At 62.5% G+C, this 25,588-nt stretch carries 23 protein-coding genes; 8 read left to right on the plus strand and 15 right to left on the minus strand.

All coding sequences use genetic code 11. The annotated features are described in order from the left end of the window. Position 1: 1 nt before the first annotated feature. The 9 genes from G3N95_RS26015 to G3N95_RS40650 form a co-directional block, all read right to left on the minus strand. Complete coding sequence (locus tag G3N95_RS26015; RefSeq protein ID WP_205972950.1) at positions 2-1,576, minus strand: DUF3138 family protein; 1,575 nt, start codon at positions 1,574-1,576, stop codon at positions 2-4. A 38-nt stretch (positions 1,577-1,614) separates the two neighbouring features. Then, positions 1,615-2,532 carry an ABC transporter permease subunit gene (locus tag G3N95_RS26020; protein ID WP_205972951.1) on the minus strand — a complete coding sequence of 306 codons (918 nt, stop codon included), beginning with the start codon at positions 2,530-2,532 and terminating at the stop codon, positions 1,615-1,617. Then, on the minus strand, positions 2,529-3,506 hold the full coding sequence (locus tag G3N95_RS26025; RefSeq protein ID WP_205972952.1) for an ABC transporter permease subunit: 978 nt from the start codon (positions 3,504-3,506) through the stop codon (positions 2,529-2,531). Before G3N95_RS26025 ends, G3N95_RS26020 begins: the two co-directional genes overlap by 4 nt. Continuing rightward, positions 3,503-4,618: a polyamine ABC transporter ATP-binding protein gene (gene potA / locus G3N95_RS26030; protein ID WP_346778412.1), complete on the minus strand. Its 1,116-nt coding sequence runs from the start codon at positions 4,616-4,618 to the stop codon at positions 3,503-3,505. Before potA ends, G3N95_RS26025 begins: the two co-directional genes overlap by 4 nt. Positions 4,619-4,881: 263 nt before the next feature. Then, positions 4,882-6,003, minus strand: a complete 1,122-nt coding sequence (locus tag G3N95_RS26035) for a polyamine ABC transporter substrate-binding protein (protein ID WP_205972954.1) — start codon at positions 6,001-6,003, stop codon at positions 4,882-4,884. A gap of 88 nt (positions 6,004-6,091) precedes the next feature. Then, entirely contained in the window at positions 6,092-7,528 is a 1,437-nt protein-coding gene (locus G3N95_RS26040) for an aspartate aminotransferase family protein (RefSeq protein WP_205972955.1), read from the minus strand. Positions 7,529-7,586: 58 nt separating this feature from the next. Next, positions 7,587-8,921 carry a glutamine synthetase family protein gene (locus G3N95_RS26045; protein ID WP_205972956.1) on the minus strand — a complete coding sequence of 445 codons (1,335 nt, stop codon included), beginning with the start codon at positions 8,919-8,921 and terminating at the stop codon, positions 7,587-7,589. Between the two features lie 35 nt (positions 8,922-8,956). Continuing rightward, entirely contained in the window at positions 8,957-9,745 is a 789-nt protein-coding gene (locus tag G3N95_RS26050) for a gamma-glutamyl-gamma-aminobutyrate hydrolase family protein (protein ID WP_205972957.1), read from the minus strand. A gap of 305 nt (positions 9,746-10,050) precedes the next feature. Further along, the gene (locus G3N95_RS40650) at positions 10,051-10,257 is read right to left on the minus strand and encodes a hypothetical protein (protein WP_039901929.1); all 207 of its coding nucleotides are present in this window, start codon (positions 10,255-10,257) and stop codon (positions 10,051-10,053) included. A 437-nt stretch (positions 10,258-10,694) separates the two neighbouring features. Between G3N95_RS40650 and G3N95_RS26055 the strand changes: the two genes are divergently transcribed. Then, positions 10,695-11,246 carry a cupin domain-containing protein gene (locus G3N95_RS26055; protein WP_205972958.1) on the plus strand — a complete coding sequence of 184 codons (552 nt, stop codon included), beginning with the start codon at positions 10,695-10,697 and terminating at the stop codon, positions 11,244-11,246. Positions 11,247-11,347: 101 nt separating this feature from the next. Next, entirely contained in the window at positions 11,348-12,841 is a 1,494-nt protein-coding gene (locus G3N95_RS26060; RefSeq protein WP_205972959.1) for an aldehyde dehydrogenase, read from the plus strand. A gap of 42 nt (positions 12,842-12,883) precedes the next feature. Here G3N95_RS26060 and G3N95_RS26065 read toward each other — a convergent pair whose 3' ends face one another. Then, on the minus strand, positions 12,884-14,092 hold the full coding sequence (locus G3N95_RS26065; protein ID WP_346778406.1) for an MFS transporter: 1,209 nt from the start codon (positions 14,090-14,092) through the stop codon (positions 12,884-12,886). Beyond that, on the minus strand, positions 14,089-14,622 hold the full coding sequence (locus G3N95_RS26070; RefSeq protein ID WP_205972961.1) for a MarR family transcriptional regulator: 534 nt from the start codon (positions 14,620-14,622) through the stop codon (positions 14,089-14,091). The genes G3N95_RS26065 and G3N95_RS26070 overlap by 4 nt, the downstream gene beginning before the upstream one ends. A gap of 209 nt (positions 14,623-14,831) precedes the next feature. On the opposite strand from G3N95_RS26070, the gene G3N95_RS26075 reads away from it, so the two are divergent. Further along, positions 14,832-15,416 (plus strand): glycine zipper family protein, encoded by a 585-nt coding sequence (locus tag G3N95_RS26075; protein WP_205972962.1) that lies wholly within the window; start codon positions 14,832-14,834, stop codon positions 15,414-15,416. 52 nt (positions 15,417-15,468) lie between these two features. Here the strand turns inward: G3N95_RS26075 and G3N95_RS26080 are convergent, their stop codons facing one another. After that, positions 15,469-17,004, minus strand: a complete 1,536-nt coding sequence (locus G3N95_RS26080) for an MFS transporter (protein WP_205972963.1) — start codon at positions 17,002-17,004, stop codon at positions 15,469-15,471. Between the two features lie 111 nt (positions 17,005-17,115). Between G3N95_RS26080 and G3N95_RS26085 the strand changes: the two genes are divergently transcribed. Then, positions 17,116-18,021, plus strand: coding sequence for a LysR family transcriptional regulator (locus G3N95_RS26085; RefSeq protein WP_205972964.1), 906 nt, complete (start codon positions 17,116-17,118; stop codon positions 18,019-18,021). A 63-nt stretch (positions 18,022-18,084) separates the two neighbouring features. Here the strand turns inward: G3N95_RS26085 and G3N95_RS26090 are convergent, their stop codons facing one another. The 3 genes from G3N95_RS26090 to G3N95_RS26100 all read right to left on the minus strand — a co-directional run bounded on the left by G3N95_RS26090 (position 18,085) and on the right by G3N95_RS26100 (position 19,552). Further along, positions 18,085-18,498 carry a PRC-barrel domain-containing protein gene (locus tag G3N95_RS26090; RefSeq protein WP_205972965.1) on the minus strand — a complete coding sequence of 138 codons (414 nt, stop codon included), beginning with the start codon at positions 18,496-18,498 and terminating at the stop codon, positions 18,085-18,087. A gap of 46 nt (positions 18,499-18,544) precedes the next feature. Then, positions 18,545-18,700, minus strand: a complete 156-nt coding sequence (locus tag G3N95_RS26095; protein ID WP_167538879.1) for a hypothetical protein — start codon at positions 18,698-18,700, stop codon at positions 18,545-18,547. Positions 18,701-18,787: 87 nt separating this feature from the next. Further along, a complete protein-coding gene (locus tag G3N95_RS26100; RefSeq protein WP_205972966.1) occupies positions 18,788-19,552 on the minus strand; it encodes a TetR/AcrR family transcriptional regulator in 765 nt (254 codons plus the stop codon). A 300-nt stretch (positions 19,553-19,852) separates the two neighbouring features. Here G3N95_RS26100 and G3N95_RS26105 point away from each other — a divergent pair, with 300 nt between their 5' ends. From G3N95_RS26105 to G3N95_RS26120, 4 genes are all read left to right on the plus strand, one after another. Next, the gene (locus G3N95_RS26105; protein ID WP_205972967.1) at positions 19,853-21,034 is read left to right on the plus strand and encodes an isovaleryl-CoA dehydrogenase; all 1,182 of its coding nucleotides are present in this window, start codon (positions 19,853-19,855) and stop codon (positions 21,032-21,034) included. A gap of 39 nt (positions 21,035-21,073) precedes the next feature. Next, complete coding sequence (locus tag G3N95_RS26110; RefSeq protein ID WP_205972968.1) at positions 21,074-22,681, plus strand: carboxyl transferase domain-containing protein; 1,608 nt, start codon at positions 21,074-21,076, stop codon at positions 22,679-22,681. 24 nt (positions 22,682-22,705) lie between these two features. Further along, positions 22,706-23,491, plus strand: coding sequence for an enoyl-CoA hydratase/isomerase family protein (locus tag G3N95_RS26115; protein WP_205972969.1), 786 nt, complete (start codon positions 22,706-22,708; stop codon positions 23,489-23,491). A gap of 65 nt (positions 23,492-23,556) precedes the next feature. Further along, positions 23,557-25,569, plus strand: coding sequence for an acetyl/propionyl/methylcrotonyl-CoA carboxylase subunit alpha (locus tag G3N95_RS26120; RefSeq protein ID WP_205972970.1), 2,013 nt, complete (start codon positions 23,557-23,559; stop codon positions 25,567-25,569). Positions 25,570-25,588 lie beyond the last annotated feature (19 nt).

The raw sequence follows: 25,588 nt of genomic DNA on the forward strand, positions 1-25,588 counted from the left end.
CTTAGAACGAGTAAATGAACTGCGTGGCCAGCAGATCGTTCGACTTGCTATACGAACCATCGTTGCGCAGGAACACGTTCTGGTTGGCCCAGTCGTGACGATATTCGATCTTGACCGTGATCTGCTGCGTCGGGAAGAACAGCAGATCGAGCGCGATGTCCTGACGGTTTGCGCCCTTGCATTCGAAGCCAAGTCCGCCATTCGCCTTCGAGTTCGCAAGACAATCGGCGCCGATACCGAAGCCGTTGTTCACGTCCATGCCGTTCGAGTTCAACGCAATGCCGCCACCGCCGCCGCCGTTCTTGCTGTTGACGAGCAGGTCATAGCGCAGCGTTGCGCCCATGCGGCCGACCACGGGCATGTTGAACTTGCGGTGCGCCAGCAGTGACAGGCCATACCATTGCGCCTGACCGCCGTTGAACGCGGCGTTCTGCTGCTGGCCGTAGTCGAGTTCGGCGTTGTACTGCACGTCGGCGAGCAGGTAGGTCGCGTCCATTTCGGCGAAGAAGAACGTGCCGCCCGAACTTGGCGCCTGACCGCCCACACCGTAGGTGACGTTGCCCGTCGTCGCGTCGACCGCGCTCGGCAGCGTCTGACGGCCGATGTTGAACGAACCGCCGATATCCAGCGCGCTCGACCACGTATAGTCCGCGCGCGCCGTGAAGGTCGGAATCTTGTTGCTCGTCGTAATCGGATCGCCCAGCGCATTCGTACCCGTCTGCGTGACGGCGCCATACGTGCGGTACTGTTCGTTGCCGAGGAAGAATTTCCACGCCCAGTTGCCCTTCGTATAGTTCGCACCGACGCCGACATAGCTGCCCGGATCGGAGAAGTCGTACAGCAGGTTATGCGTGAGCGTCAGCATCTGGTTAGACTGCTGCACTTCGTAACCGCCGAAGCTCGGGATCAGGCCGGCGACGAAGGTCGTCGAACCCGTCAGCGGCACGTTGACCACGGCCGTATTCAGGATGTTGTTGCCGATCTCGCCATGCGAGTTCTGCAGCAGCGTGATGCCGTTGCCGCGGTTCGGCATCAGCGTGATTTCCGCCGACGGCGCCATCGGGCCGACACCGAATGTCTTCTTGATGTCGAGATACAGATCGCCGAACGTGCTGTTGTAGTAGTTGTAGGCGCTCTCGTGGTTCGCGAACAGGAACGACGAGGAACTCTGCGCGCGGTTGTAGATGTACGTCGGGTCGATATAGCCCGTCACCGAGAGACCCGCGATCGGCCCCGTCTGCGCGGCGTCTTCCAGCGAGTCCACCTTCAACTGCTGATTCGCGATCTGCTGCTTCATCGCGGTCACGTCGTCGTTGGAGAGCCGCGCGGGTGCCTTGCCGTAATCGGGTGAAGAAATATCGACCACGGGCGCGGCCGCCAGCGCCGGCGTGGCGGCCGTTCCCGTCGCGGGCTTCGCGGCAGGAGCGGACGCCACTTGCGCGCGCAGTTCCTTCACTTCCTTTTGCAGCGCATTGAGCTGTTGCTGAAGCGCCTTGATCTGTGCGCTGGTCGAGTCCGCGAATGCGGCACCCGGCAGAGCCCCCGCTACCAGCAGACAGATAAGTTTCTTTCTCATGCAATTTTCTCCTTGTTTGTCGTATTGCGAAGAACTTCTTATGCGTTGGCCGTATCGAGTTTGTTTGCCGCAAGGGCAGAGCGTGTGGTAGCCATTGGCGCGTCGGCGTCCGCTGCATCTGCAAGCGCGAACGCCATTTGCATGTCGCGGGTGCGCTTGCGGTCGCGCATCAGCATCCATTGATTGACGGCGATCACGCCGATCGTCACGGCCGTGATGAAGAGCGTCGCGAGCGCATTCATTTCCGGGTTGAGGCCGAGACGCACGCGCGAGAACACGACGAGCGGCAGCGTCGTCGAGCCGGGGCCCGAGAGGAACGCGGAGAGCACGAGATCGTCGATGGAGAGCGTGAACGACAACATCCAGCCGGAGAGCAGCGCCTGCGAGATCAGCGGCAGCGTGATCACGAAGAACACCTTGAACGGCGTCGCGCCCAGATCGAGCGCGGCTTCCTCGAGGGACTTGTTCAGTTCCTTCACGCGCGACTGCACGATGATCGCGACATACGACACGCACAGCATCACGTGGCCGATCCACATCGTCAGCACGCCACGCCCCTTGGGCCAGCCGATCATCTGTTCCAGCGCGACGAAGAGCAGCAGCAGCGAAATGCCCTGGATCACCTCGGGAATCACGAGTGGCGCGTTGATCATCCCCGCGAAGAACGTGAAGCCGCGAAAGCGCCCGAAGCGCGCGAGCACGAAGCCCGCCCACGTGCCGATCACGACCGACGCGCATGCCGTCATCAAACCGATCTTCAGCGACAGCCACGCGGCCGTGAGCAGTTCGTCGTCGTGCAGCAGCGCGCCATACCACTTGAGCGAGAAGCCCGACCAGACGGTGACGAGTTTCGACTCGTTGAACGAGAACACGACGAGACTGATGATCGGAATGTAGAGGAACAGAAATCCGAGCGTCAGCACCGTCGCGGATAAAGGTTTGTTCGGCTTGATCATTTCGCGCCCTCCAGTTCCTTGACCTGGTAGTACTGGAATACGGCCATCGGCACGAGCAACAGCAGCACCATCGCTACCGTCACGGCGGATGCCATCGGCCAGTCCATGTCGTTGAAGAATTCATCCCACATCACGCGGCCGATCATCAGCGTGTCGGCGCCGCCGAGCAGTTCGGGAATCACGTATTCGCCGACGGCAGGAATGAACACGAGCAGCGAGCCCGCGATGATCCCGTTCTTCGACAATGGCAACGTGATGCGCGTGAACGCGGTCCACGGCTTCGCGCCGAGGTCGTAAGCGGCTTCGAGCAGCGTCAGGTCCATCTTCACGAGATGCGCGTAGAGCGGCATCACCATGAACGGCAGATACGAGTAGACCATGCCGATATAGACGCCAATATCCGTGTGATAGAGACGGAAAGGCGTGTGAATCACGCCGAGCGCGATCAGCGTGTGATTGAGCAGGCCGTCGTCCTTCAGAATGCCGATCCACGCATACACGCGGATCAGGAACGACGTCCAGAACGGCAGCATCACGCCCATCATCAGCAGGTTGCGTGTCGCGGGTGCGGAGCGCGCGATGTAGTACGCGATCGGATAGCCGATCAGCAGGCAGCAGATGGTCGACATGGCCGCCATCTTCAGCGAGCTGAGATAGGTCGCGACGTACAGGCTGTCCTGCAACAGGAACGCGTAGTGGCTCAGTTGCAGCGCGAAATGCACGACGCCGTCTTTCACGCTCAGCAATTCCGTATAAGGCGGAATGCCGAGGCGCAGATCGGCGAAGCTGATCTTCAGCACCAGCACGAACGGCAGCGCGAAGAACACGGTGAGCCAGATGAATGGAATGCCGATCACGGTGCTGCGGCCCGAAGGCAGTAGCTTCGCGAGGCGCTGTTTGAACGATGCGAGTGCGGGATTCGCATGGGGTGCGGCACCCATTTGCGCCGCTGCGGGTTGGGCGGGATTTCTCATTGCGTCAGCACCACGCCGCTCGACGGCGACCAGGAGACGAACACGTCGTCGTTGTAGACGGGCGCACCTTCGCTCATCAGGTGCGAACTGGAGAGATTCGACATGACGGTCTTTCCGCTCGGCAGACGCACGTGATACAGCGAATAGCTGCCCATGTACGCCACATCCGTCACGACGCCGCGTGCCCAGTTGTGTGCCGCGCCCGGTTTCTCGCGCGACACGCGTACGCGCTCGGGACGCACCGAAATGCCGACGGGCATGCCGAGCGGTCCCGTCACGCCGTGGCTCACGTACATGCGCGCTTCGAGATCCTCGCTTTCGACGAAGATGTGATCCGGTTCGTCTTCGACGACGACGCCCTCGAACAGATTGGTCGAGCCGATGAATTCGGCGGAAAAGCGGCTGTTCGGAAACTCGTAGACTTGCGACGGCGAGCCGATCTGCACGATGCGGCCTTCGCTCATGACGGCGAGGCGGCTTGCCATCGTCATCGCTTCTTCCTGATCGTGCGTGACCATCACACAGGTGACATCGACTTTCTCGATGATGTTCACGAGTTCGAGTTGAGTCTTCTGGCGGATCTTTTTGTCGAGCGCGGACATCGGCTCGTCGAGCAGCAGGAGCTTGGGTCGCTTGACCAGCGAACGCGCGAGCGCGACGCGCTGCTGCTGACCGCCCGACAGTTGATGCGGCTTGCGCTTTGCGTACTTGCTCATCTGCACGAGATTCAACGCATCGGCGACGCGCTCCCTGATCTCGTTCTTCGGCGTGCCTTCCTGTTTGAGGCCGAACGCGACATTCGATTCGACCGTCATATGCGGAAAGAGCGCGTACGACTGGAACATCATGTTCACGGGGCGGCGATAAGGCGGCAAGGTTGCAAGGTCTTCGCCGTCGACATAGATCTTGCCGGACGTGGCCGTCTCCAGGCCCGCCAGCATGCGCAACAGCGTGGACTTGCCGCAGCCCGAACTGCCGAGCAGCGCGAACAGTTCGTTCTTTGCGATGCTCAGGTTGACGTTGTCGACCGCCGTGCTGTCGCCGAACTTCTTCACGACGTTTTCGATGCGGACGAACTGGTCCGTGTTCGTTTTCGTCGCATTCGTGGTCAGGGGCTGCTTGGCCGCATTCGCTGTTTGCGTGGTGTGCGTCGTATTCATGTGTGACCGTTCTTTGCGGATCGCAGGCACGAACGGGCCCTGGCGAGGCGCGCGAAGCGCTCGCAGGATCGTGCTGCAATCGGGGAAACATGGGGCTGCGCGCGAGGCGCAGACTGACAGCGTGACTGCTCTGCGGTGGAGGGATCGAGCGATCCCTCCACCGCTTCATTCAGTTCCCTTTCATGTCTCTGATAACCGGCGTTGAATCACGAGGTTCAATGACCGGTTTTCAGTTGCGCCCAGAGGCGGTTTTCGAGTCGCAGAATATCTGTCGGCATCGGTTTCATCAGGGTCATCTTCGCGATCACGTCGTCGGCCGGGTAGACCGTCTGATCCTGCGCGACAGCCGGAGTGACGAACTGGCGCGCGGCGCGATTGGCGGTGGGGTAGAACACTTCGTTGGTGATGGCGGCGTTGTTCTTCGGGTCCGAAATGTAGTTGATCCATTTCATCGCGGCCTCCGGATGCGGTGCATCCTTCGGCACCACCATTACGTCGAACCACAGCAGGCCGCCTTCCTTCACGTTCGAGAACCTGATGTCATACGAACGCTTCGCTTCTTCGGTGCGGCGTCGCGCGATGCCGACGTCGCCCGACCAGCCCACTACGACGCACACGTCGTTGTTCGCGAGGTCGTTGATGTAACCCGAGGAATTGAACTGCGTGATGTACGGACGGACCTTCTTCAGCACTTCATAGGCAGCCTGATAGTCGCCGGGGTTCGTGCTGTTCGGATCCTTGTGCATGTATTGCAGCGTTGCGGCGAACACGTCGACGGCCTGATCGAGGAACGACACGCCGCAGCTCTTGAGCTTCGACAGATTGGCGGGATCGAACACGAGCGCCCAGCTGTCGACGGGCGCATTCGCGCCGAGCACTTTCTGCACGGCCTGCACGTTGTAGCCGATGCCGTCCGTGCCATACGCCCACGGCACGCCGTACTGGTTGCCTGGGTCAGCGTCCGAGATCAGCTTCATCAAGGTCGGGTCGAGATTCTTCAGATTGGGAATCTGCGCCTTTTCGAGCTTCTGGTAGACGCCGGCCTGAATCTGCTTGGCCATGTAGTTCGAGGTCGGCACGACGATGTCGTAACCGGAACTGCCCGCCAGCAGTTTGGCCTGCAGCGTGTCGTCGCTGTCGTAGTTGTCGTACTTGACGTGAATGCCCGTCTGTTTCTCGAAGTTCGGAATCGTGTCCTTCGCTATGTAGTCGGACCAGTTATAAACATTCAGCTCCGTGTCGGCAGCGTGCGCCGCCGTGCCAGTAAGTCCAGTGATGCCGGCCACGGCGAGCAGTGCGGCCCCCGCGACCGCATGACGAAGATACCAAACGCTCATGTTGATTTCCCTTGAAGAAAAGTCCGGCATGAGCGTGTGTCGCGTTGTCGATTGCGTCACGGCGCCCGCGCCGGTGGTCTGACTGCCGTTACGAAAGCCCGAGTTGTTCTGCGGTTGCGTCGATGGCTTTTTTCGCCTTCGAAACGATCTCGTCGATCTCGCTCTTCGTGACGACGAGAGGCGGCGAGAGCAGCATGCGGTCGCCCGTTGCGCGCATGATCAGATTGCCGTTGAAGCAGAAGTCGCGGCAGATCGTGCCGACGTCGCCGCCGTTCTCGAAGCGCTTGCGCGTCTTCGGGTTTTCGGCGAGCTGGACGCCTGCGACGAGACCCGTGCCCGCCACTTCACCGACGATAGGATGATTCGCGAACGCTTCGCGCAAAGACTGCTGGAAATACGGGCCCGTTTCGTTCTTCACGCGCTCGACGATCTTCTCGTCGCGCAGCAGCTTCAGGTTCGCGACGGCGACGGCGGCGGCAACGGGATGACCCGAATAGGTGAGGCCGTGATTGAACTCGCCGTTTTCGATGATCGCCTTCGCGATACGGTCATGCAGGCCGACAGCGCCCATCGGGATATAGCCGCTCGTCAGACCCTTCGCCATCGTGATCAGATCCGGCTCGAAGCCGAAATGCTGATGCGCGAACCATTCGCCCGTGCGCCCAAATCCGCCGATCACTTCGTCGGCGACGAGCAGCACGTCGTACTTGCGGCAGATGCGCTGGATTTCCGGCCAGTAGGTGGAAGGCGGGAAGATCACGCCGCCCGCCCCCTGGAAAGGCTCACCGATGAACGCAGCGACGTTCTCCGCGCCGAGTTCGAGAATCTCCGTTTCGAGCTGGCGTGCTCGCGCGAGGCCGAATTCTTCCGGCGTCATGTCGCCGCCTTCGCCGAACCAGTAAGGCTGGTCGATATGCACGATATGCTCGACCTGTGAAGGCATCTGCTCGTGCATATAGCCCATGCCGCCCAGCGTGCCGCCCGCGATCGTGGAACCGTGATAGCCGTTCTTGCGCGAAATGACGAACTTCTTCAGCTTCTTGCCTTGCGTCGCCCAGTACTGGTGGACGATGCGCAGCACGGTGTCGTTGCCTTCCGAGCCGCTGTTGCAATAGAAGAAGTGATTGAACGGTGCGGGCGCCAGTTCGGCGAGCAAGGCCGACAGTTCGATCACAGGCGGATGCGTGGTCTTGAAGAACGTGTTGTAGAAGGGCAGTTCCTGCAATTGCTTATACGCCGCGTCCGCCAGTTCCTTGCGTCCATAGCCGACGTTCACGCACCACAACCCCGCCATGCCGTCGATGATCTTGTTGCCGTCGGAGTCCCACAGATAGACGCCTTCTGCCTTGACGATCACGCGGCTGCCGGTGCGATTCAATGCACCCATGTCGGAGAACGGGTGAATGTGATGCGCGGCGTCGAGCGCGCGGTATTCCGCGGTGCTGCGCAACTGTTGCGATGCGCTTGCCCTTGCGGCCGGTTGAGCGGCTTGCACGTAAGCGATTTCTTCTGTCCTGAAACTCATGTTGCCTCCAGTTTTCTTTGCTATTGCGTGTTGTCTGCCGAGTACTTTCGAAAAAGTCTTAGACGTGCAACAGCAAATGCCTGCGCTCCCACGAACTGATCACGCGGAAAAACGCTTCGTATTCGGTTTCCTTTAGCGCGAGGTATGCCTTGATGAACTGCTCGCCCATGATTTCGGCAAGCGGCTCGCAAGCGCCCATCAAGGTGAGTCCTTCTTCCAGATTGCGCGGCAGCTGATACGGCAGTTCATAGCCGTCGCTGGAGAGAGGCTCGGTGGGCGTGAGCCGCTGCGTGATGCCGAGATAACCGGCCGCGAGCGTGCCCGCAATCGCGAGGTACGGATTGCAGTCGACACCCGGAATGCGGTTCTCGATGCGGCGCGCCTGCGGGCCCGAATGCGGAATGCGGAAGCCGACGGTGCGGTTGTCATAACCCCATTGCACGTTGATCGGCGCAGCCATGAAACGCGACAGGCGGCGATACGAGTTGATGTACGGTGCGAAGATCGGCATCAACGCAGGCGTGTACTTCTGCAAACCGGCAAGGTACTGGTTGAACATTTCCGTCGGCTTGCCGTCGCTGCCCGTGAACAGGTTCTGGCCCGTCTCTTCATCGACGAGGCTTTGATGCACGTGCATGGCCGAGCCCGGTTCGCCTTCCATCGGCTTCGCCATGAACGTCGCATACATGTGATGACGCAGCGCCGCTTCGCGCACCGTGCGCTTGAACAGGAACACCTGGTCCGCGAGCTTGAGCGGATCGCCATGCAGGAAGTTGATTTCCATCTGCGCGGCGCCCACTTCGTGAATCAGCGTGTCGACTTCGAGTTCCTGGATGTCGCAGTACTCGTAGATGTCTTCGAACAGCGGGTCGAACTCGTTGACGGCTTCGATCGAATACGCCTGGCGTCCCGTTTCAGCGCGCCCCGTACGTCCGACGGGCGGGCGCAACGGCAGGTCGGGATCCTTGTTCATGTCGACCAGATAGAACTCCAACTCCGGTGCGATGACGGGCTTCCAGCCCTTGGCCTTGTACAGGTCGAGCACGCGGCGCAGCACGCGGCGCGGCGAGATCGCAACGGGCGTGCCGTCGAAATGCACGCAGTCGTGGATCACCTGCGCGGTCGGATCGACGGCCCACGGAATGATGCGGATCGTCGACGGATCGGGCACGCACACCATGTCGGGATCGGTGACGCCCGTGAGCGTGCCGTCTTCGGGATACTCGCCCGTCACGGTCTGGATCATCACCGCTTGCGGCAGACGCATCGACTCGCCGGATTCAAACTTGCTGCGCGGAATGATCTTGCCGCGCGCGATGCCCGCCATGTCGGGAATGATCGCTTCGATTTCAGTGATGTGATGCTTCTTCAGAAACTCGTCAATTTCATGCATGATCGTTCTCTCTGTTTTTTTGCGCTGGACGGGGATCAGACATGTGCGCTTGCAGCCGCTGCCGAACCCGTCCTGATGCGCATTCGATCGCGGCACGCCGCACCGAACGCACGGAAGATCGCGGTCGATAACGCGTCGCTCGCATGCTTCCACTCCGGGTGCCACTGCACACCCAGCGTGAAGGCACGCGCATGCGATACGCCGATCGCTTCGATCAAACCGTCCGGCGCGCGGGCTTCGACCGTGAGGCCGTCGCCGAGCCGCTCGACGCCTTGTCCATGCAGCGAATTCACGCGCACTTCGCTCGCGCCGCCGGCGAGCTTCTGCAACAGCCCGCCTTGCACGAGATGCAGCGCATGCGAGGGCGCGTACTGCAGGTCGAGGTCGTCTTCCTTGTTCTCGCGATGGTCGTCATAGCCGTCCACCGTTTGAACGCTTTGATGCAGCGTTCCGCCGAATACGACATTCATTTCCTGGAAGCCACGGCAAATAGCGAGGACGGGAATGCCCGCGTCGATCGCGGCACGCATCAGCGGCAGTGTCGTCGCGTCGCGCGCGGCGTCGTGCAGCGTGCCGGGCGCGCTCGCATGACCGCCGTAGCGATCCGGTTCGACATTCGAGTAGCTGCCCGTGAAGAGCAGGCCGTCGATATGTGCAAGCAGATCTTCGGGCGCCTGCCGCTCGCCTAACGCGGGCAACAGCATCGCGAGCGCCTGTGCGCCGTCCACGACGGCAGCGATGTATTTCTCGCCGGCGACGTGCGACGGGTGCGGGCCCATCATCGTTCTGTCGGCGCTGATGCCGACCAGGGGTTTGATTTGCATGACTAACGTGTATTCGTTGTTGATTGCTGGAACGCAGCAAATATTGCATCGTGTACGTGCGGCACGATTCCGCCGCCGTGCGCAGAGCGCAAAGCTGCTGAATGGTGCTTGCGTGGCAGCGCCGTCAGCGCATCGCGCCGCGTGTTGCAATCAGATACGCGGTCCGGTTGGCTCCGCTGCGTGCAATCGCAGGCGTGCAACGGCGCGAGCCCGTTTTAAGGACGAGCGCGACCGATGCCGCAGCGCATGCAAGCGCGCGAAGCGTTGACCCGCGAGCGGGCCGGACTGCGAAAGGCGGAGAGGCGCTAGGGCAAGAGCGATGCGACTTCGTCGGTATGCACCGCGATAAACGCACGCGCTGAAATGGAGTTGTGACGACGAACGGAACGGCGCGACAGGATCGTGAAGACGGACAGAAAGCGGCGAAACGCAAGCCTGCCGTTGCTGCCGTCGGCGATGGCGTTGTCAGCGCGAAGACACCTCGCGAACTGACTACGATCCCACCTAACCAAAGGGCCTCGGACTCTCACGATTACACTCGACTGGCACGTTGAAAGTATTGAACGCCCCGCTCGAAAAACGCGTCTGACGTTTAAAGAAACGGGACGACAGGTTGTTATTCGAATTGCATCTTTTACCCGTTGCGCGGCGATGAATCGAGCCTTTCAACCGGCTAAACAAGCAAAGCAACATCAACCTGTAGTTCAGCATATACGAGTCAAAAAGGCCGTCAAAGTCTTTTTACGAATCTTTGATGAGGGCTTACCCTGAGCTATCTATACGCATTTATGTCCACTTTGAAGCGGGTCGATGCGTAAAAATTTCGTTTCGCTTTCAGGGTTTTCCCCAGCGGCGATCAATTTAAAGTGATTAGAATATTCAACACACGCGCGTGCTATTCGAGCGACGTTTTCCTTGTGCAGAACTTTCCGTTTTCGTGAGTACATCGATGTCCATTGAAGTCGCCACCCGCCTGCAATACATCCGCAAAAAGCACGGTCTTTCGCAGCGCGAGCTGGCTAAACGGGCGGGCGTGACGAATGGCACGATTTCGCTGATCGAACAGAATCGCGTGAGTCCTTCCGTCGGCTCGCTAAAGAAGTTGCTCGAATGCATTCCGATGAGCCTCGCCGAATTCTTCACATTTGAAGTCGAGGCCGATCGCACGGTGGTGTCGCGCCGTGCCGACATGCCGAATCTCGGCAATGAGCAGATCGAGTTCTATCTGGCGGGCGCGAGTGTCAAGGACCGCAATATGGGCATCATGCGCGAGGTGTATCAGCCTCACGCGGATACGGGCCCTGAAATGTTGCAGCATGCGGGGCACGAGGGCGGCGTGGTGGTCAGCGGTCAACTCGAATTGACCGTCGACGGCACCACGTGGCTGCTCGACCCCGGTGACAGCTATTACTTCGAAAGCCGCTTACCGCATCGTTTTCGCAATCCCAGCGCGCAGCAGGTGTGCGAAGTCGTGTCGGCCAATTCGCCGCCCACTTTCTAGGTCTTTTCGCACGCCGCTTCGCGTCAACGCGTATCGGCGCAGCATTGAATGATGCGCATACCGGATGGTCTGCGCTGAACGCATAACATTGAGGCATCCTGATGGACAAGACGACATTGGCTTACTGGCAAGAAAAGGCAGCAGCGCTTGCAATCGAAGGGCGCGCATTTATCGACGGTGAATACCGTTCCGCCGGAAACGGGCGGACGTTCGACTGCGTCAGTCCTATTGACGGCAAGGTGCTCGTCAAGGTCGCCGATTGCGGCGAAGCCGACGTGAATGCCGCCGTGCGCGCTGCGCGCCGTGCATTCGATGCAGGCGTATGGTCCGGACTCAATCCGCGTCAGCGCAAGGCAAAGCTGCTCAAATGGGCAGCGCTGATGCGCGAGCATCTCGACGAACTCGCGTTGCTGGAAACACTCGATGCGGGCAAGCCGATCGGCGACACGACGACGGTGGATGTGCCGGGCGCGGTCTATTGCGTCGAATGGTTTGCAGAAGCGATCGATAAAGTAGGCGGCGAAGTGGCGCCCGCCGATCATCACCTGGTTGGACTCGTGACGCGTGAGCCGCTCGGCGTCGTCGCGGCCGTGGTGCCGTGGAATTTCCCGATCCTGATGGCGTCGTGGAAATTCGGTCCCGCGCTTGCGGCAGGCAATAGCGTGGTGCTCAAGCCTTCGGAGAAGTCGCCGCTGACCGCGATTCGCGTCGCGCAACTCGCGCACGAAGCGGGTATCCCTGCTGGCGTATTCAATGTCGTGCCGGGCGGCGGCGAGCCGGGCAAACTGCTCGCGCTGCATCACGATGTGGATTGCCTCGCGTTCACTGGTTCGACGAATGTCGGCAAGCTGATCATGCAGTATGCAGGTCAGTCCAATCTGAAGCGCGTGTGGCTCGAACTGGGCGGCAAGTCGCCGAATATCGTGCTGCCCGATTGCCCCGATCTCGACCGCGCGGCCAGGACGGCGGCGGGCGCGATCTTCTACAACATGGGCGAGATGTGCACGGCGGGCTCACGTCTGCTCGTGCATCGCGACATCAAGGACGCATTTCTCGACAAGCTGGTCGCGGCGGCTCGCGGCTATGCGCCGGGCAATCCGCTGGATCCGAAGACGTCGATGGGCGCGATCGTCGATCAGGTGCAACTCGATCGCGTGCTCGGCTATATCGAAGCAGGTCGCGCCGAAGCGAAACTGCTGCATGGCGGCGCGCGCGTGCAGCAGGAAAGCGGTGGCTTCTATATCGAGCCGACTGTTTTCGATGTGCCGAAACACGACGCGAAAATTGCGCGTGAAGAGATCTTCGGTCCGGTGCTCTCGGTAATCACGTTCGATACGGTCGACGAAGCCGTGCAGATCGCGAATGACAGCGACTATGGTCTGGCCGCAGCCGTGTGGACCTCGAATCTGACGACGGCGCATGAAGTGTCGCGGCGTCTGCGCGCGGGGACGGTATGGGTCAACTGCTATGACGAAGGCGGCGACATGAACTTCCCGTTCGGCGGCTACAAGCAGTCGGGCAATGGGCGCGACAAGTCGTTGCATGCACTGGAGAAATACACGGAGCTGAAGTCGACGCTGGTGCGTTTGCGTTGATGCGAAGGCGGCGCGCGGCGCGTTAAAAGACGCGCTGCGCGTTCATGGCGACGAAGGCGAGGGCGTACGCTGTCGCGCCTGGCGGTGCCCTTCGCGCATGCCTAGCGTGTAGATCATGAGTGCGCCGCTCATGATCGCGAGTTGCCACATCAGCAGATCGTTACCGAGTGCTTTCATCGCAGGGCCGGCAAACAGCGGCCCGGCGATCGAGCATGCGGTGAAGGCTAGCGATAGAACACGCATGTTGCGCGTGATCGCCTCTTTGTCGCTGCACGCGGCCGCATACATGCCGAGCGTGATGTACGCGCTGTTCATGCCGCCGAGAACGAGCGCGGCCACGATACAGGCAAACGAAGCCGACGGCGCGAACGAAAACCCAACGATCGATATCGTGCTCGCCAACGCACAAACGATCACCGTCGCGGCGAGACCGAAACGGTCTGCCAGCCATCCAACGGGAAATTGCAGCACCATCCCGCCCATGCCGAAACACGCGAGCATCGTCGCGGTTTGTGCGATGGTGAGGCCGCGGCTGTCGGCGAAGAGTGGAAAGAGTCCATAGAGTGCGCCATCGCCGATGCCGCCGACGGCGATCGTGACCAGACCGAGGCACACGACCGGGCCGAGTTCGACGCGTTTGCCGTGCGCGATATGCGGCACGGAGGCGTGCTGCCGCGCAGACGATCGCGTGAACCAGAGCGGAATCGCGGCGGCTGCCGTCAGGAACGAGCCCGCGAGGAATACGAGTGTTCCGTTCACGCCGCACACGACGGCCAGCGCGGGCGCAAGCACGCCCGCCGATCCGATCAGCGCCTCATGGATGCCGACCACTTTGCCGCTCTTGCCGGCGGGCACGAGACTGTAGAGCCAGGTTTCGTTCGCGATCCAGCGCAAGCCGATGCCAAGTCCCGTGAGCATGCCCGGCACGATCCACGCGGGCCACGACAAGGCGACCAACGACCCGTACGCAATCAGCGAGGCCGCGAGTCCCAGCGACACCGTCGCCTTCGAACCCACACGCTCTATCAAACGCGGCGCGAACAGCAGGCCGATGAACATGCCCGTCCATTGAGCGGCTGCGAACAGTCCGGCGCGCGGCGCGTCGAGCCCTTGTTGCGCGAGCCACACGGGCAGCACCATGAAGCCGATGCCGAACTGACCGATCTGCGCAAGCGTCGAGACGGCCGTCAGCGCGGCCACGGCGCTCCAGCGCACGGGCGGATTTGCCGTGCGGTTATCGGGTGCGTTCACGATGCGTCTCCGCCCGGCATCGGCAGCCCCTGGTCGCGGCATTCGACGGGGCAGCCCGCTTTCAGGCACGGCTTGTCGTCGCAGAAGCGGCACAGCTGCATGGCGTGCGACGCGTCGCGCGTCTCGTTCCAGAGAATCTTGATCAGCAGATGCTCGAATACATCGCGCTCGTCTTCGTCAAGGCGTGCGACGATCCGTTCGAGCATGCGCCCGCGCGCGGTCCGCAAGCGGTTCGCTTCGCGGCGCCCGCTTGCCGTCAACACCAGCGCGACGGAGCGCTTGTCGCTGCCCGCCTTCTTTTCGACCAGCCCCGCATCGACGAGGCCCGCGACGGCGCGCACGGCGGCGGGATGCGAAAGATCGACGGCATCGCGCAGCAGTTCGATCGATGAATTCGGATACTGGCCGATCGCATTGAGCATCGCACGTGCTGTCGAGCCGGACAGCGCGGGAATGGAAGGCTGCGCGTCGAGTTCGTCCGTCACCAGAAGGGCAAGCACGCCAAGCAGATTTTCCGTGCGCCGGGTCATCGCGTCACCTCAATGTGTGCACTGTGCATATGTGCATGATGCACATATACGGCGGCAACTTCAAGGTGAATTTCGTCCATCCTTTTTTACCTTTGCTCAGCGTCTTGCACAGAAATATCCAGTAACGGATTAGTAACTCACTTGCGAGTCGATTCGACTATTGTTCATATATTGCAGGTTGGTTTTTTCACATTGGCAGGTCGACGAAGATGAACAAGACTCAGGTCGCTAGAAAGGTCGCTATGCCGGCGGTCGTCGTCGGGGTGTTGCTTGCATTGGGTGGTTGCGCAGTGGCGCCGCCCAGCGGGCCGAGCGTCGTGGCGTTGCCGCGCAAGGGCGAGCCGCTCGAACAGTTCCAGCAGGAAGACTACGCGTGTCGCGACTACGCGTACCACAGCACGGACGCGAACGGCGCAGCGCAGGCGGCGACGAACAATGCGGCGGGCAGCGCGGCGGTCGGCACGCTGGGCGGCGCAGCCGTCGGCGCGCTGCTCGGTGCGGCGGCGGGTAATGCCGGCGCGGGCGCGGCGATCGGGGCGGGCAGCGGCCTGCTGATCGGCGGAGCGACGGGGGCAAATGGTGCGTCGTATTCGGCGTATGGTTTGCAGGCCCGCTACGATGCGGCGTACGCACAGTGCATGACGTCGAAGGGCAACAGCATTGCGCAGCCGCAGGCGCCCGTCTACGCGACGCCGCCTGCATACTATGCGCCAGCGCCTGCTTACTATGGGCCGCCGCGTCCTTACTACTATGGCCCGCCGGGTGTGGTCTACGCGCCGTATCCGTACTACTGATTCGCACGTCTGAAAAGTGTGAGCGCGTCATCCGCGCTCACGCTTTTTTGTTTCAGTCTGTGGATTGCGCGCATGTCGTAGCACGCGCTTCGCGGAGTGACGGACGTTTCGTCAACGCGCCGAACGTCACGAAGCTCGCCAGCGCGAGCAACCACACACCCACGCCGCCATACATCATCACCCAGCGGAACCCGTGCACGAGCGCATCGTGTGCCATCTTCGGATCGAGCGCGACGACGTGGCCTGCAGCAATTGCAGCGCTCACCGCGTGAATCTGCGCAGCGTCCTGCACGTCCGGCAATGCGTGCGACAAGTACGCTTTCACACCCGCCACCAGCACGAACCCCATCAACGCGATGTTGATCGCGAGCGCGATCATCCGCGCACTCATGTCGACGCCCGAAGCCATGCCCGCGCGCGCCGTCGATACAGCGCCTGTCGTCGTATTCGTCACCGTCGTGTTGGTGAGGCCGAGCCCCACGCCGGCGACGATGCAGCCCGGCAGCATCGTGACCCAGCTCGCATGTTCCGCGCCGCTGCCGGCGTGCATCAGAAAGAAGCCCAGGCCGATCGTGAACAGCCCGCCGGGAATCACGAAGCCCGGCCGATAGCGATGCGCGAGGCGCTCAGCGACAGGCGGCACGACGAGCGTCGGCAGTGTATAGGCGAGCAGCGCGAGTCCGGCATGCAGATCGTCGTAGCCGAGCACATGGTGAAAGTACACGGGCAGATAGATCATGAAAGGCCAGAAGCTGAAGTTCATCGCCGCCGATCCGATCAACGCGCCCGAGAATGCACGGATGCGGAACACGGAGAAGTCGAACATCGGATGCGCGTTGATGGTCTCGGCGATGCAGAACGCGATCAGACACAGCGCGCTCGCCGCGACGATGCCGAGCGCGGTCATGCTCGCAAAGCCGAGACCGGCGCCTTGCGTGATGTAGAAGGCGACGCCGAACACGGCCAGCGACAAGGTCACGATGCCCCACACGTCGAGCTTTTGCGCATGCGGATCGCGCGACTCGCCGACGCCGCTTGCCGCGAGCGCGATGGTAGCCAGTGCGAGCGGCGCGTGAGCGAGAAACACCCATTGCCAGCCGATCAGCGCAACCGTCGCGCTGCCGATGATCGGCCCGAATCCCAGTCCGATCCCGAAGATGATGCCCCACGCGGCGAACGCCTTCACGCGCTCGTGGCCCTGCTGGAACTGATGCGACAGCACGGCCACCTGGCAGATCAGCATCGCGCCGCCGCTTGCGCCTTGCAGAAAGCGGCCCGCGATGAGCACTGCCATGTTGGGCGCGAGCCCGCACAGCAACGACGTGATGCCGAACAGCGCAATGCTGACGACGAACACGCGCTTGCGTCCGTAGCGGTCCGCGAGCGTGCCCGTCGCCATCAGCACTGTCGTGCAGGCGATCGTGTAGGCGTTCATGACCCATTGCATGTCGTTGAAATCGCCGTGCAGAAGCTGTTCGAGCGCCGGCAGGATCGCGGGCACGCTGGAAATTTCGAGGCCGAACATCAATGACGAAAGGCAGGCGGCGAGCAGCGCGAGTGTGTTCTTGCGAGGATGAAGACGCGGCATGGCGTGCACCCGATGCGGTGAAGGTGCGGCTACTATATCGGGAACACTAGTCCCGATTGGCGAGGCATATTCCGATGAATGATTCCCTTACGGAACCAATGAGGCGGCGCGATGACTGATCGGCTCGATGGCGTGATGACCTTCGTGCAGGTCGTCGAAGCAGGCAGTTTCGCCGTTGCGGCGGAGCGGCTGAACCTCACGCGTTCGGCCGTCGGCAAGGTGATTGCGCGGCTCGAAACGCGCCTCGGCGTGCGGCTGATACATCGCACGACGCGCAGTCAGAGCCTGACGGAAGACGGCCAGGCGTACTACGAGCGCTGCGTGCGCGCGCTCGCCGAACTGGAAGCTGCCGAGGCAGAACTCGAAGGCGGCCGGCGCACGCCGCGCGGACGTCTGCGCGTGAGCCTGCCGCTCGCGTTCGGCCAGTTGTGCGTCGCGCCCGTGTTGATGAATGTCGCGCGGCGACATCCGAAATTGCAGATCGACATGTCGTTCAGCGACCGCATGGTCGATCTCGTCGAAGAAGGCTTCGACCTTGCCGTGCGGATCGGTGAGCTGCGCGACAGCACGAGTCTCGCGGCGCGGCGGCTCGGCGTGCAGTACACGAGCATCGGCGCGGCACCGTCGTATCTCGCGCAGCACGGCATGCCCGTTTCGCTCGACGAGATGGACGGGCGCGACGGCATTGTGTACGCGCGCGCCGGTGCGCTGGTGCCGTGGGATCTGCGCGACGATACGGGACAGGTGAAGCGCGTGAAGATACGCCCGCAACTGAGCATGGACGACGTGCAGGCGATCGCCGCAGCGGCGATTGCCGGCTTCGGGCTCGCGCGCATTCCGTCGTGGCTGCTCGCGCGTCATGTGAAGGCGGGCGAACTGGTGCTGGTCAAGGGGCGTTGCAGTCTGCCGCCGCAGGAGATCAACGTGGTGTGGCCGCAAACGCGCTACATGGCGTCGAAGACACGCTGCGCAATCGATGCGCTCGTCGCTGAGATTCCGGCGCTGATCGAAGAGTGAACATGGCCGCTTTGCACGAGCGGTGCGCAGCGGCCATGCAGCGGGAACAGCGGAAGCGGCGGCTCAATCCGGTGCGTACTTGAATTCGGGCAGCGCTTCCAGCGACGACTTCGTCGCGTCCGGCATCGTCACCGCCTTCGCCGTGATCTGCAGATCGCCCAGCGGCACGGCGACATAGTGCTTGCCCATGCCGAGGAAGCCGCCCACCGACAGGATCGCGAATGCGTTGTGGTCGGACGGCGAGACGATCACATCGTCGATGGTGCCGATCTTGTCCTTGTCGCGGTTATAGACGCTCGTGCCCGACAGCTTCGAAGCGCGAAAGCCGCTGCCCGTCTGCGTGACTTCCGTGTGGCGCTCGGTGATCGATTGCGGCGCGCCTTGAGCGAACGCCGCCGTCGACGCCGATGTGGACGCGATGGCGAGCAGCGCACTCGCGAGGCCGATCCGGCAAGTTCTGTTGATGGCGTGTTGCACGATGATCCTCCCTGTTTTTGTGGTGAACGGATGCGCGAACGCCGCTCTAAGGCTTTTCGTTCTCGTGATCGGGATCGACGTCGGGATCGAGCGGCGGCGCATCCGGGTCCTGCGGCGGCCCGACATCGGGCAAGTCGGTTTGCACGACATCGGACTGATCGGGGCGGATCGGGTTCTCGCCTTTGTTGGGCGTGGTCGACATGGCCGGTCCTCCTTGGGTTTCATTGCTGGCATGGAATCGTCAGCAAGTCGCGCGCCCGGCCGGGCGCGCCTGTTGATACCTGCGGGTTCAGGTGTCTTCGTTCGTCTGTGCGAGCCGGGGCGCGCGCTGTTTGTGCACGGCTTCCGCTTCAGCGAGACGGCGTGTCGCCTCGCTCACTTCCTGACGAAACTGCACGAGCGCATTGAGCGATGCATCGGGCGGCTGCAGCGCCGACCACAGCACGTCGATCAGGCGGTCGGCGGTGGCGTCGATATCGGTGCGGCGATTGCCGAGCGCCGCGTCCCACAGCACGTGTTCCATCGGGCCGAACACGAGCGAGCGCAGCAGGCGCAGCGGCATGTCCGAACGGATGTGCCCCGTCTGCTGCCCCTGCGACAGCACGCGCATCAGCGGCGCCGTGTAGCGCCGTTGCAGCCCCGTCAGTTCTTCGCTGAGTTCGTGCTGACGCGTACGGCCTTCCGACAGCACGAGCGCGCACAGCCCCGTTCCGTTGACCAGCATCAGCCGCAAATGCGTGCGGACGATGAACGCGAACTGCTGGCGGATGCTGCCGTCGCGGGGCAGGCCCGATTCGATCGCTTCGATGATCTCGTCGTACCAGTCGCCGATCACGCGCGCGCACAGTTCGCGCTTGCCGCGAAAGTAGCTGAACACCGTGGCCTCGGAAATGCCGAGCCGTTGCGCGATCTCCGCCGTGGTCGCGCGCTCGTAACCCTTTTCGGAAAAGACGTCGCGGCCCGCCTGAAGAATTTCCTTCACGCGTTGCTGCGACTTGCGTCCCGCCGGCTGGCGGCGCGATGCCGGTGCTTCGGCCCTGGCTACGCCCATCATATGAGTCCAGTTCAGATTTCGGAGCAGGATGGCTCCGTTGCGGCCGATACTACCACGGTAAATAGACGCTGATGGCGTGCCGTAGAAATTTGAGTGACACTCAAAAATACTGATTGACGCATACGTCAATCTGGAGTGAAATGCGCTCTATGCCGCTGCGCGCTGGTCTTATGTCGGATGAATCGACTTTTCACACAGCTTGCGCGGCGCAGCCGGTTGAGCCCGGCTCAGAAAAATGGCCTGATGCGACAGGGCGCTTGCGCGACGCAAGCCGCCCGCGACGAACTCCTGGAGACACACATGAGCAACTTGCCCGGTTTGCAGTTCCCGCTTGGTGAAGAGATCGAGATGCTGCGCGACAGCGTCGCGTCGTTTGCGGCGAAAGAGATTGCGCCGCGCGCGGGCGAAATCGACCGCACCGACCAGTTCCCGATGGATCTGTGGAAGAAGTTCGGCGATCTGGGCGTGCTCGGCATGACCGTCTCCGAGGAATACGGCGGCGCGAACATGGGCTACACCGCGCACATGATCGCGATGGAAGAGATTTCGCGCGCGTCGGCGTCGGTGGGTCTGTCGTACGGCGCGCATTCGAATCTGTGCGTGAACCAGATTCACCGCAACGGCACCGCTGCGCAGAAAGAAAAGTATCTGCCGAAGCTGGTATCGGGCGAACACGTCGGCGCGCTGGCGATGAGCGAGCCGAACGCCGGTTCCGACGTGGTCAGCATGAAGCTGCGCGCGGAAAAGAAGGGCGACCGCTACGTGCTGAACGGCACGAAGATGTGGATCACGAACGGCCCGGACTGCGACACGCTCGTGGTCTACGCGAAGACGGATATCGAAGCCGGTCCGCGCGGCATCACGGCGTTCATCGTCGAGAAGGGCATGAAGGGCTTTTCCGTTGCGCAGAAGCTCGACAAGCTCGGCATGCGCGGCTCGCATACGGGCGAACTCGTGTTCGACAACGTCGAGGTGCCGGAAGAGAACATCCTCGGCGAACTGAACGGCGGCGTGAAGGTGCTGATGAGCGGGCTCGACTACGAGCGCGCGGTGCTCGCGGGCGGCCCGACGGGCATCATGCTCGCGGTGATGGACGCCGTCGTGCCGTACATCCACGACCGCAAGCAGTTCGGTCAGTCGATCGGCGAATTCCAGCTGATCCAGGGCAAGGTCGCCGATCTGTACACCACGTTGCAGGCTTGCCGCGCGTATCTGTACGCGGTCGGCCGTCAGCTCGATACGCTCGGCTCGGGCCATGCGCGCCAGGTGCGCAAGGACTGCGCAGGCGTGATTCTGTACACGGCCGAAAAGGCGACGTGGATGGCGGGTGAGGCGATCCAGATTCTCGGCGGCAACGGCTACATCAACGAGTATCCCGTCGGCCGTCTGTGGCGCGACGCGAAGCTCTATGAAATCGGCGCGGGCACGAGCGAAATCCGCCGCATGCTGATCGGCCGCGAACTGTTCGCGGAAACGATGTAAGTCATCGCAAGCCACGTAGAACAATCAGGAGAAGGCGCGATGCCCGTCATCGAATCGAAGTTGAACCCGCGTTCCGACGATTTCCGCACGAACGCAGCCGCGCTCGAAGCACTCGTCGAAGACCTGAAGGCGAAGATCAGCAAGCTCGCGTTGGGCGGCGGTCCCGCTGCGCGCGACAAGCACGTGTCGCGCGGCAAGCTGCTGCCGCGCGAGCGCATCGCGCAACTGCTCGATCCGGGCACGCCGTTTCTCGAACTGTCGCAACTCGCGGCGTTCGGCATGTACGGCGACGATGCGCCGGGCGCGGGTGTGATCACGGGTATCGGGCGCATTGCCGGCCAGGAGTGCGTGATCGTCTGCAACGACGCGACCGTGAAGGGCGGCACGTACTATCCCGTGACGGTGAAGAAGCACGTGCGCGCGCAGGAAATCGCGGAAGAAAACCGCTTGCCGTGCGTGTATCTCGTCGATTCGGGCGGCGCGAATCTGCCGAATCAGGACGACGTGTTTCCGGATCGCGATCACTTCGGCCGCATCTTCTACAACCAGGCCAATCTCTCAGCGCAGGGCATTCCGCAGATCGCCGTCGTGATGGGTTCGTGCACGGCGGGCGGCGCGTATGTACCCGCGATGAGCGACGAATCGATCATCGTCAAGAATCAAGGCACGATCTTTCTGGGCGGCCCGCCGCTGGTGAAAGCGGCGACAGGCGAAGAAGTCAGCGCGGAAGACCTCGGCGGCGGCGACGTGCATACGCGTCTGTCCGGCGTCGCCGATCATCTCGCGCAAAACGATCCGCATGCGCTGGCGATTGCACGCAGCATCGTCGGCAATCTGAACCGGCGCAAGGACGTGCCCGTCACGATGCAGGAACCGAAGCCGCCGCGCTACGACGTGAAGAGCATCTACGGCGTGATTCCCGTCGATACGCGCAAGCCGTTCGATATCCGCGAAGTGATCGCGCGCATCGTCGACGATTCCGCTTTCGACGAATTCAAGGCGCGTTACGGCACGACGCTCGTGTGCGGCTTCGCGCATATCTGGGGTCACCCCGTCGGCATCGTCGCGAACAACGGCATTCTGTTTTCCGAGTCGGCGCTGAAGGGCGCGCATTTTATCGAACTGTGTGCGCAACGCAAGATTCCTCTCGTGTTCCTGCAGAACATCACGGGCTTCATGGTCGGCCGCAAGTATGAGAACGAAGGCATCGCGCGCAACGGCGCGAAGATGGTGACGGCCGTCGCCACCGCGAAGGTGCCGAAGTTCACGGTGATCATCGGCGGCTCGTTTGGCGCGGGCAATTACGGCATGTGCGGCCGCGCGTATTCGCCGCGCTTCCTGTGGATGTGGCCGAACGCGCGCATCTCGGTGATGGGCGGGGAGCAGGCGGCGTCCGTGCTGGCGACGGTGAAGCGCGACGGCATCGAAGCGAAGGGCGGCACGTGGACGGCCGAGCAGGAAGAGGCATTCAAGCAGCCGATCCGCGAGCAGTACGAGCATCAGGGTCATCCGTATTACGCGAGTGCCCGCTTGTGGGACGACGGCGTGATCGATCCCGCGCAGACGCGCGACGTGCTGGGCCTCGGTCTGTCGGCGGCGATGAACGCGCCGATCGAAGACACGCGCTTCGGCGTGTTCCGCATGTAAGGCCATCGGCGAGGAGCTTGTGCCATGCAATACGACACTCTGACCATCGCATTCGATAACGGCGTGGCGACCGTCACGCTGAATCGCCCGGACGTGCGCAACGCGTTCAACGAAGCGATGATCGCGGAACTCACGTCCGCGTTCCGTGCGCTGGACGAGCGCGACGACGTGCGCGCCGTCGTGCTCGCGGCAAACGGCAAGGCCTTCTGCGCCGGCGCGGACCTGAACTGGATGAAGAAGATGGCCGGTTACTCGGACGACGAGAACCGCGCCGACGCGCTGCGTCTCGCCGACATGCTCGCGTCGATCTATCGCTGCAACAAGCCGGTGATCGCGCGCGTGAGCGGCGACGCGTACGCGGGCGGCATGGGCCTGATCTCGGCGTGCGACATCGTGGTGGCCGTCGATACCGCGAAGTTCTGTCTGTCCGAAGCGCGCCTCGGCCTGATTCCCGCGACGATTGCGCCCTACGTGATCCGCGCGCTCGGCGAGCAGGCATCGCGCCGCTACTTCATGACGGCGGAAGCGTTCGATTGCGCGACCGCGCATCGGCTCGGCTTCGTCAGTGAATGTGTGAGCGCCGACAAGCTCGACGAAACCGTCCAGCAACTCGCGGCGACGCTGTGCGCGAACGGTCCGCAAGCGGTGAAGGCCTGCAAGCAACTCGTGCACGACATCGCGGGACGCGAAATCAGCGCGGCATTGATCGAAGATACGGCGGTGCGCATCGCGAAGACACGCGCGGGCGCGGAAGGGCGCGAAGGTGTTGCGTCGTTCCTCGAAAAGCGCTCGCCTTCGTGGCGCGCGTGACGTCACGCGACGGGCGCAGCAACTGAGTGCAGCAACCGCACAGAACAAACTCATCGAGACACCTCATGTTCAACAAGATCCTGATTGCGAACCGGGGCGAGATTGCCTGCCGCGTGGCCGCGACCTGCAAGCGGCTCGGCATCACGAGCGTCGCGGTGTACTCCGACGCCGACGCGAACGCGAAGCACGTCGCCGCGTGCGATGAAGCGGTGCATATCGGCGGCTCGACGGCGGCGGAAAGCTATCTGCGCGTCGAACGCATCATCGAGGCGGCCATCGCGACGGGTGCGCAGGCCGTGCATCCCGGCTACGGCTTCCTGTCGGAGAACGAGGATTTCGCGCAGGCCTGCGAGAAAGCGGGCATTGCGTTCATCGGACCGCCCGTCGAAGCGATCGCCGCGATGGGCTCGAAGGCCGCGGCGAAAGCGCTGATGCATTCGGCTGCCGTGCCGCTCGTGCCCGGCTATCACGGCGACGACCAGAATGCCGACTTGCTGCATCGCCAGGCCGATCAGATCGCTTACCCCGTGCTGCTGAAAGCGAGCGCGGGTGGCGGCGGCAAGGGCATGCGCGTGGTCGAGCGCACGGAAGACTTCGCGGCCGCGCTCGCGTCATGCAAGCGCGAAGCGGCGAGCAGCTTCGGCAATGACCGGGTGCTGATCGAAAAGTATCTGACCCGGCCGCGTCACGTCGAAGTGCAGGTATTCGCCGATAAACACGGCGGCGCCGTGTATCTGTTCGACCGCGACTGCTCGGTGCAGCGTCGTCACCAGAAGGTGCTGGAAGAAGCGCCTGCACCCGGCCTGCATCCGCACGTGCGCCGCGCGATGGGCGAAGCGGCCGTGGCCGCGGCGCGCGCGGTGAACTATGTCGGCGCGGGCACCGTCGAGTTCATCATGACGGAAGGCGGCGAGTTCTATTTCATGGAGATGAACACGCGCCTGCAGGTCGAGCATCCCGTGACGGAGATGGTGACGGGACTCGATCTCGTCGAATGGCAGTTGCGCGTCGCGGCGGGCGAGCCGCTGCCGCTCGCGCAGGACCAGTTGCGCATCGAAGGCCATGCGATCGAAGCGCGCATTTACGCCGAGCATCCGGCGCGCGGCTTCCTGCCGTCGACGGGTACGCTGAAGCATCTGCGCATGCCGGAAGGCGTCGAGTTCACGCTGGGCGTGGGCGGCGAACGCGCGCCCGTGCGCATCGACAGCGGCGTGCGCGAAGGCGATACGATCACGCCGTTCTACGACCCGATGATTGCCAAGTTGATCGTGCACGGCGCGAGCCGCGAAGAAGCGTTGAAGCGCATGAGCCAGGCGCTGCGCGGCTGCGAGGTGGTCGGGCCGCATACGAACGTCGAGTTCCTGCAGCGGATCGTGACGAGCGTGCCGTTTTCGACGGGAGATCTCGACACGGGTTTGATCGAGCGTCATCACGATGCGCTGTTCGCACCCGTCGCCAAGCCGTTCCTCGAAGCGCTCGCGCTCGCATGCGGCGCGCTGCTGACGCGCGAAGGCGGCGTCGCGCATGGCGCATCGCCGTGGGATGCGCTGTCGCACTGGCGCCTCAACGGTGGCTATACGCAGACGCTGAACTGGCGCGACATCGAGAAAGAGTCTGCATTTTCAGTGCTTTTCTCGCGCGACGGCGACACGCGGACGCTCACGCACGATGGCCGCACCGAACCGTTCAAGTGGTGGACGGGCGCTGGACAGCATGAATACGGCGCGACGATCGGCGATTCGCACGTGACGGGCCGCGTCTTCATCGACGGCGATACGTTCCATGTGTTCTGCCGCGGCGAAGCGCTCGCATTCGAATGGCAGAACCTGCTCGCGCATGCAGCCGATGCCGAGCATGGTGAAGGACGTCTCACCGCGCCGATGCCGGGCAAGGTGATCGCGGTGCTGGTCGAACAGGGCGCCGTCGTGGAGAAAGGGCAGCCGCTCATCGTGATGGAAGCGATGAAGATGGAGCACACGATCGGCGCGCCCGCGGCGGGCAAGGTGGCGGAGGTGCTGTACGGCGTCGGCGATCAGGTCGCCGACGGTGCGCAACTGTTGGTGCTCGATGTCGAATAAGGCCTGATTCGAAGGGCAG

It is taken from the genome of Paraburkholderia sp. Tr-20389, from assembly GCF_017104565.1.
GTDB lineage: Bacteria > Pseudomonadota > Gammaproteobacteria > Burkholderiales > Burkholderiaceae > Paraburkholderia.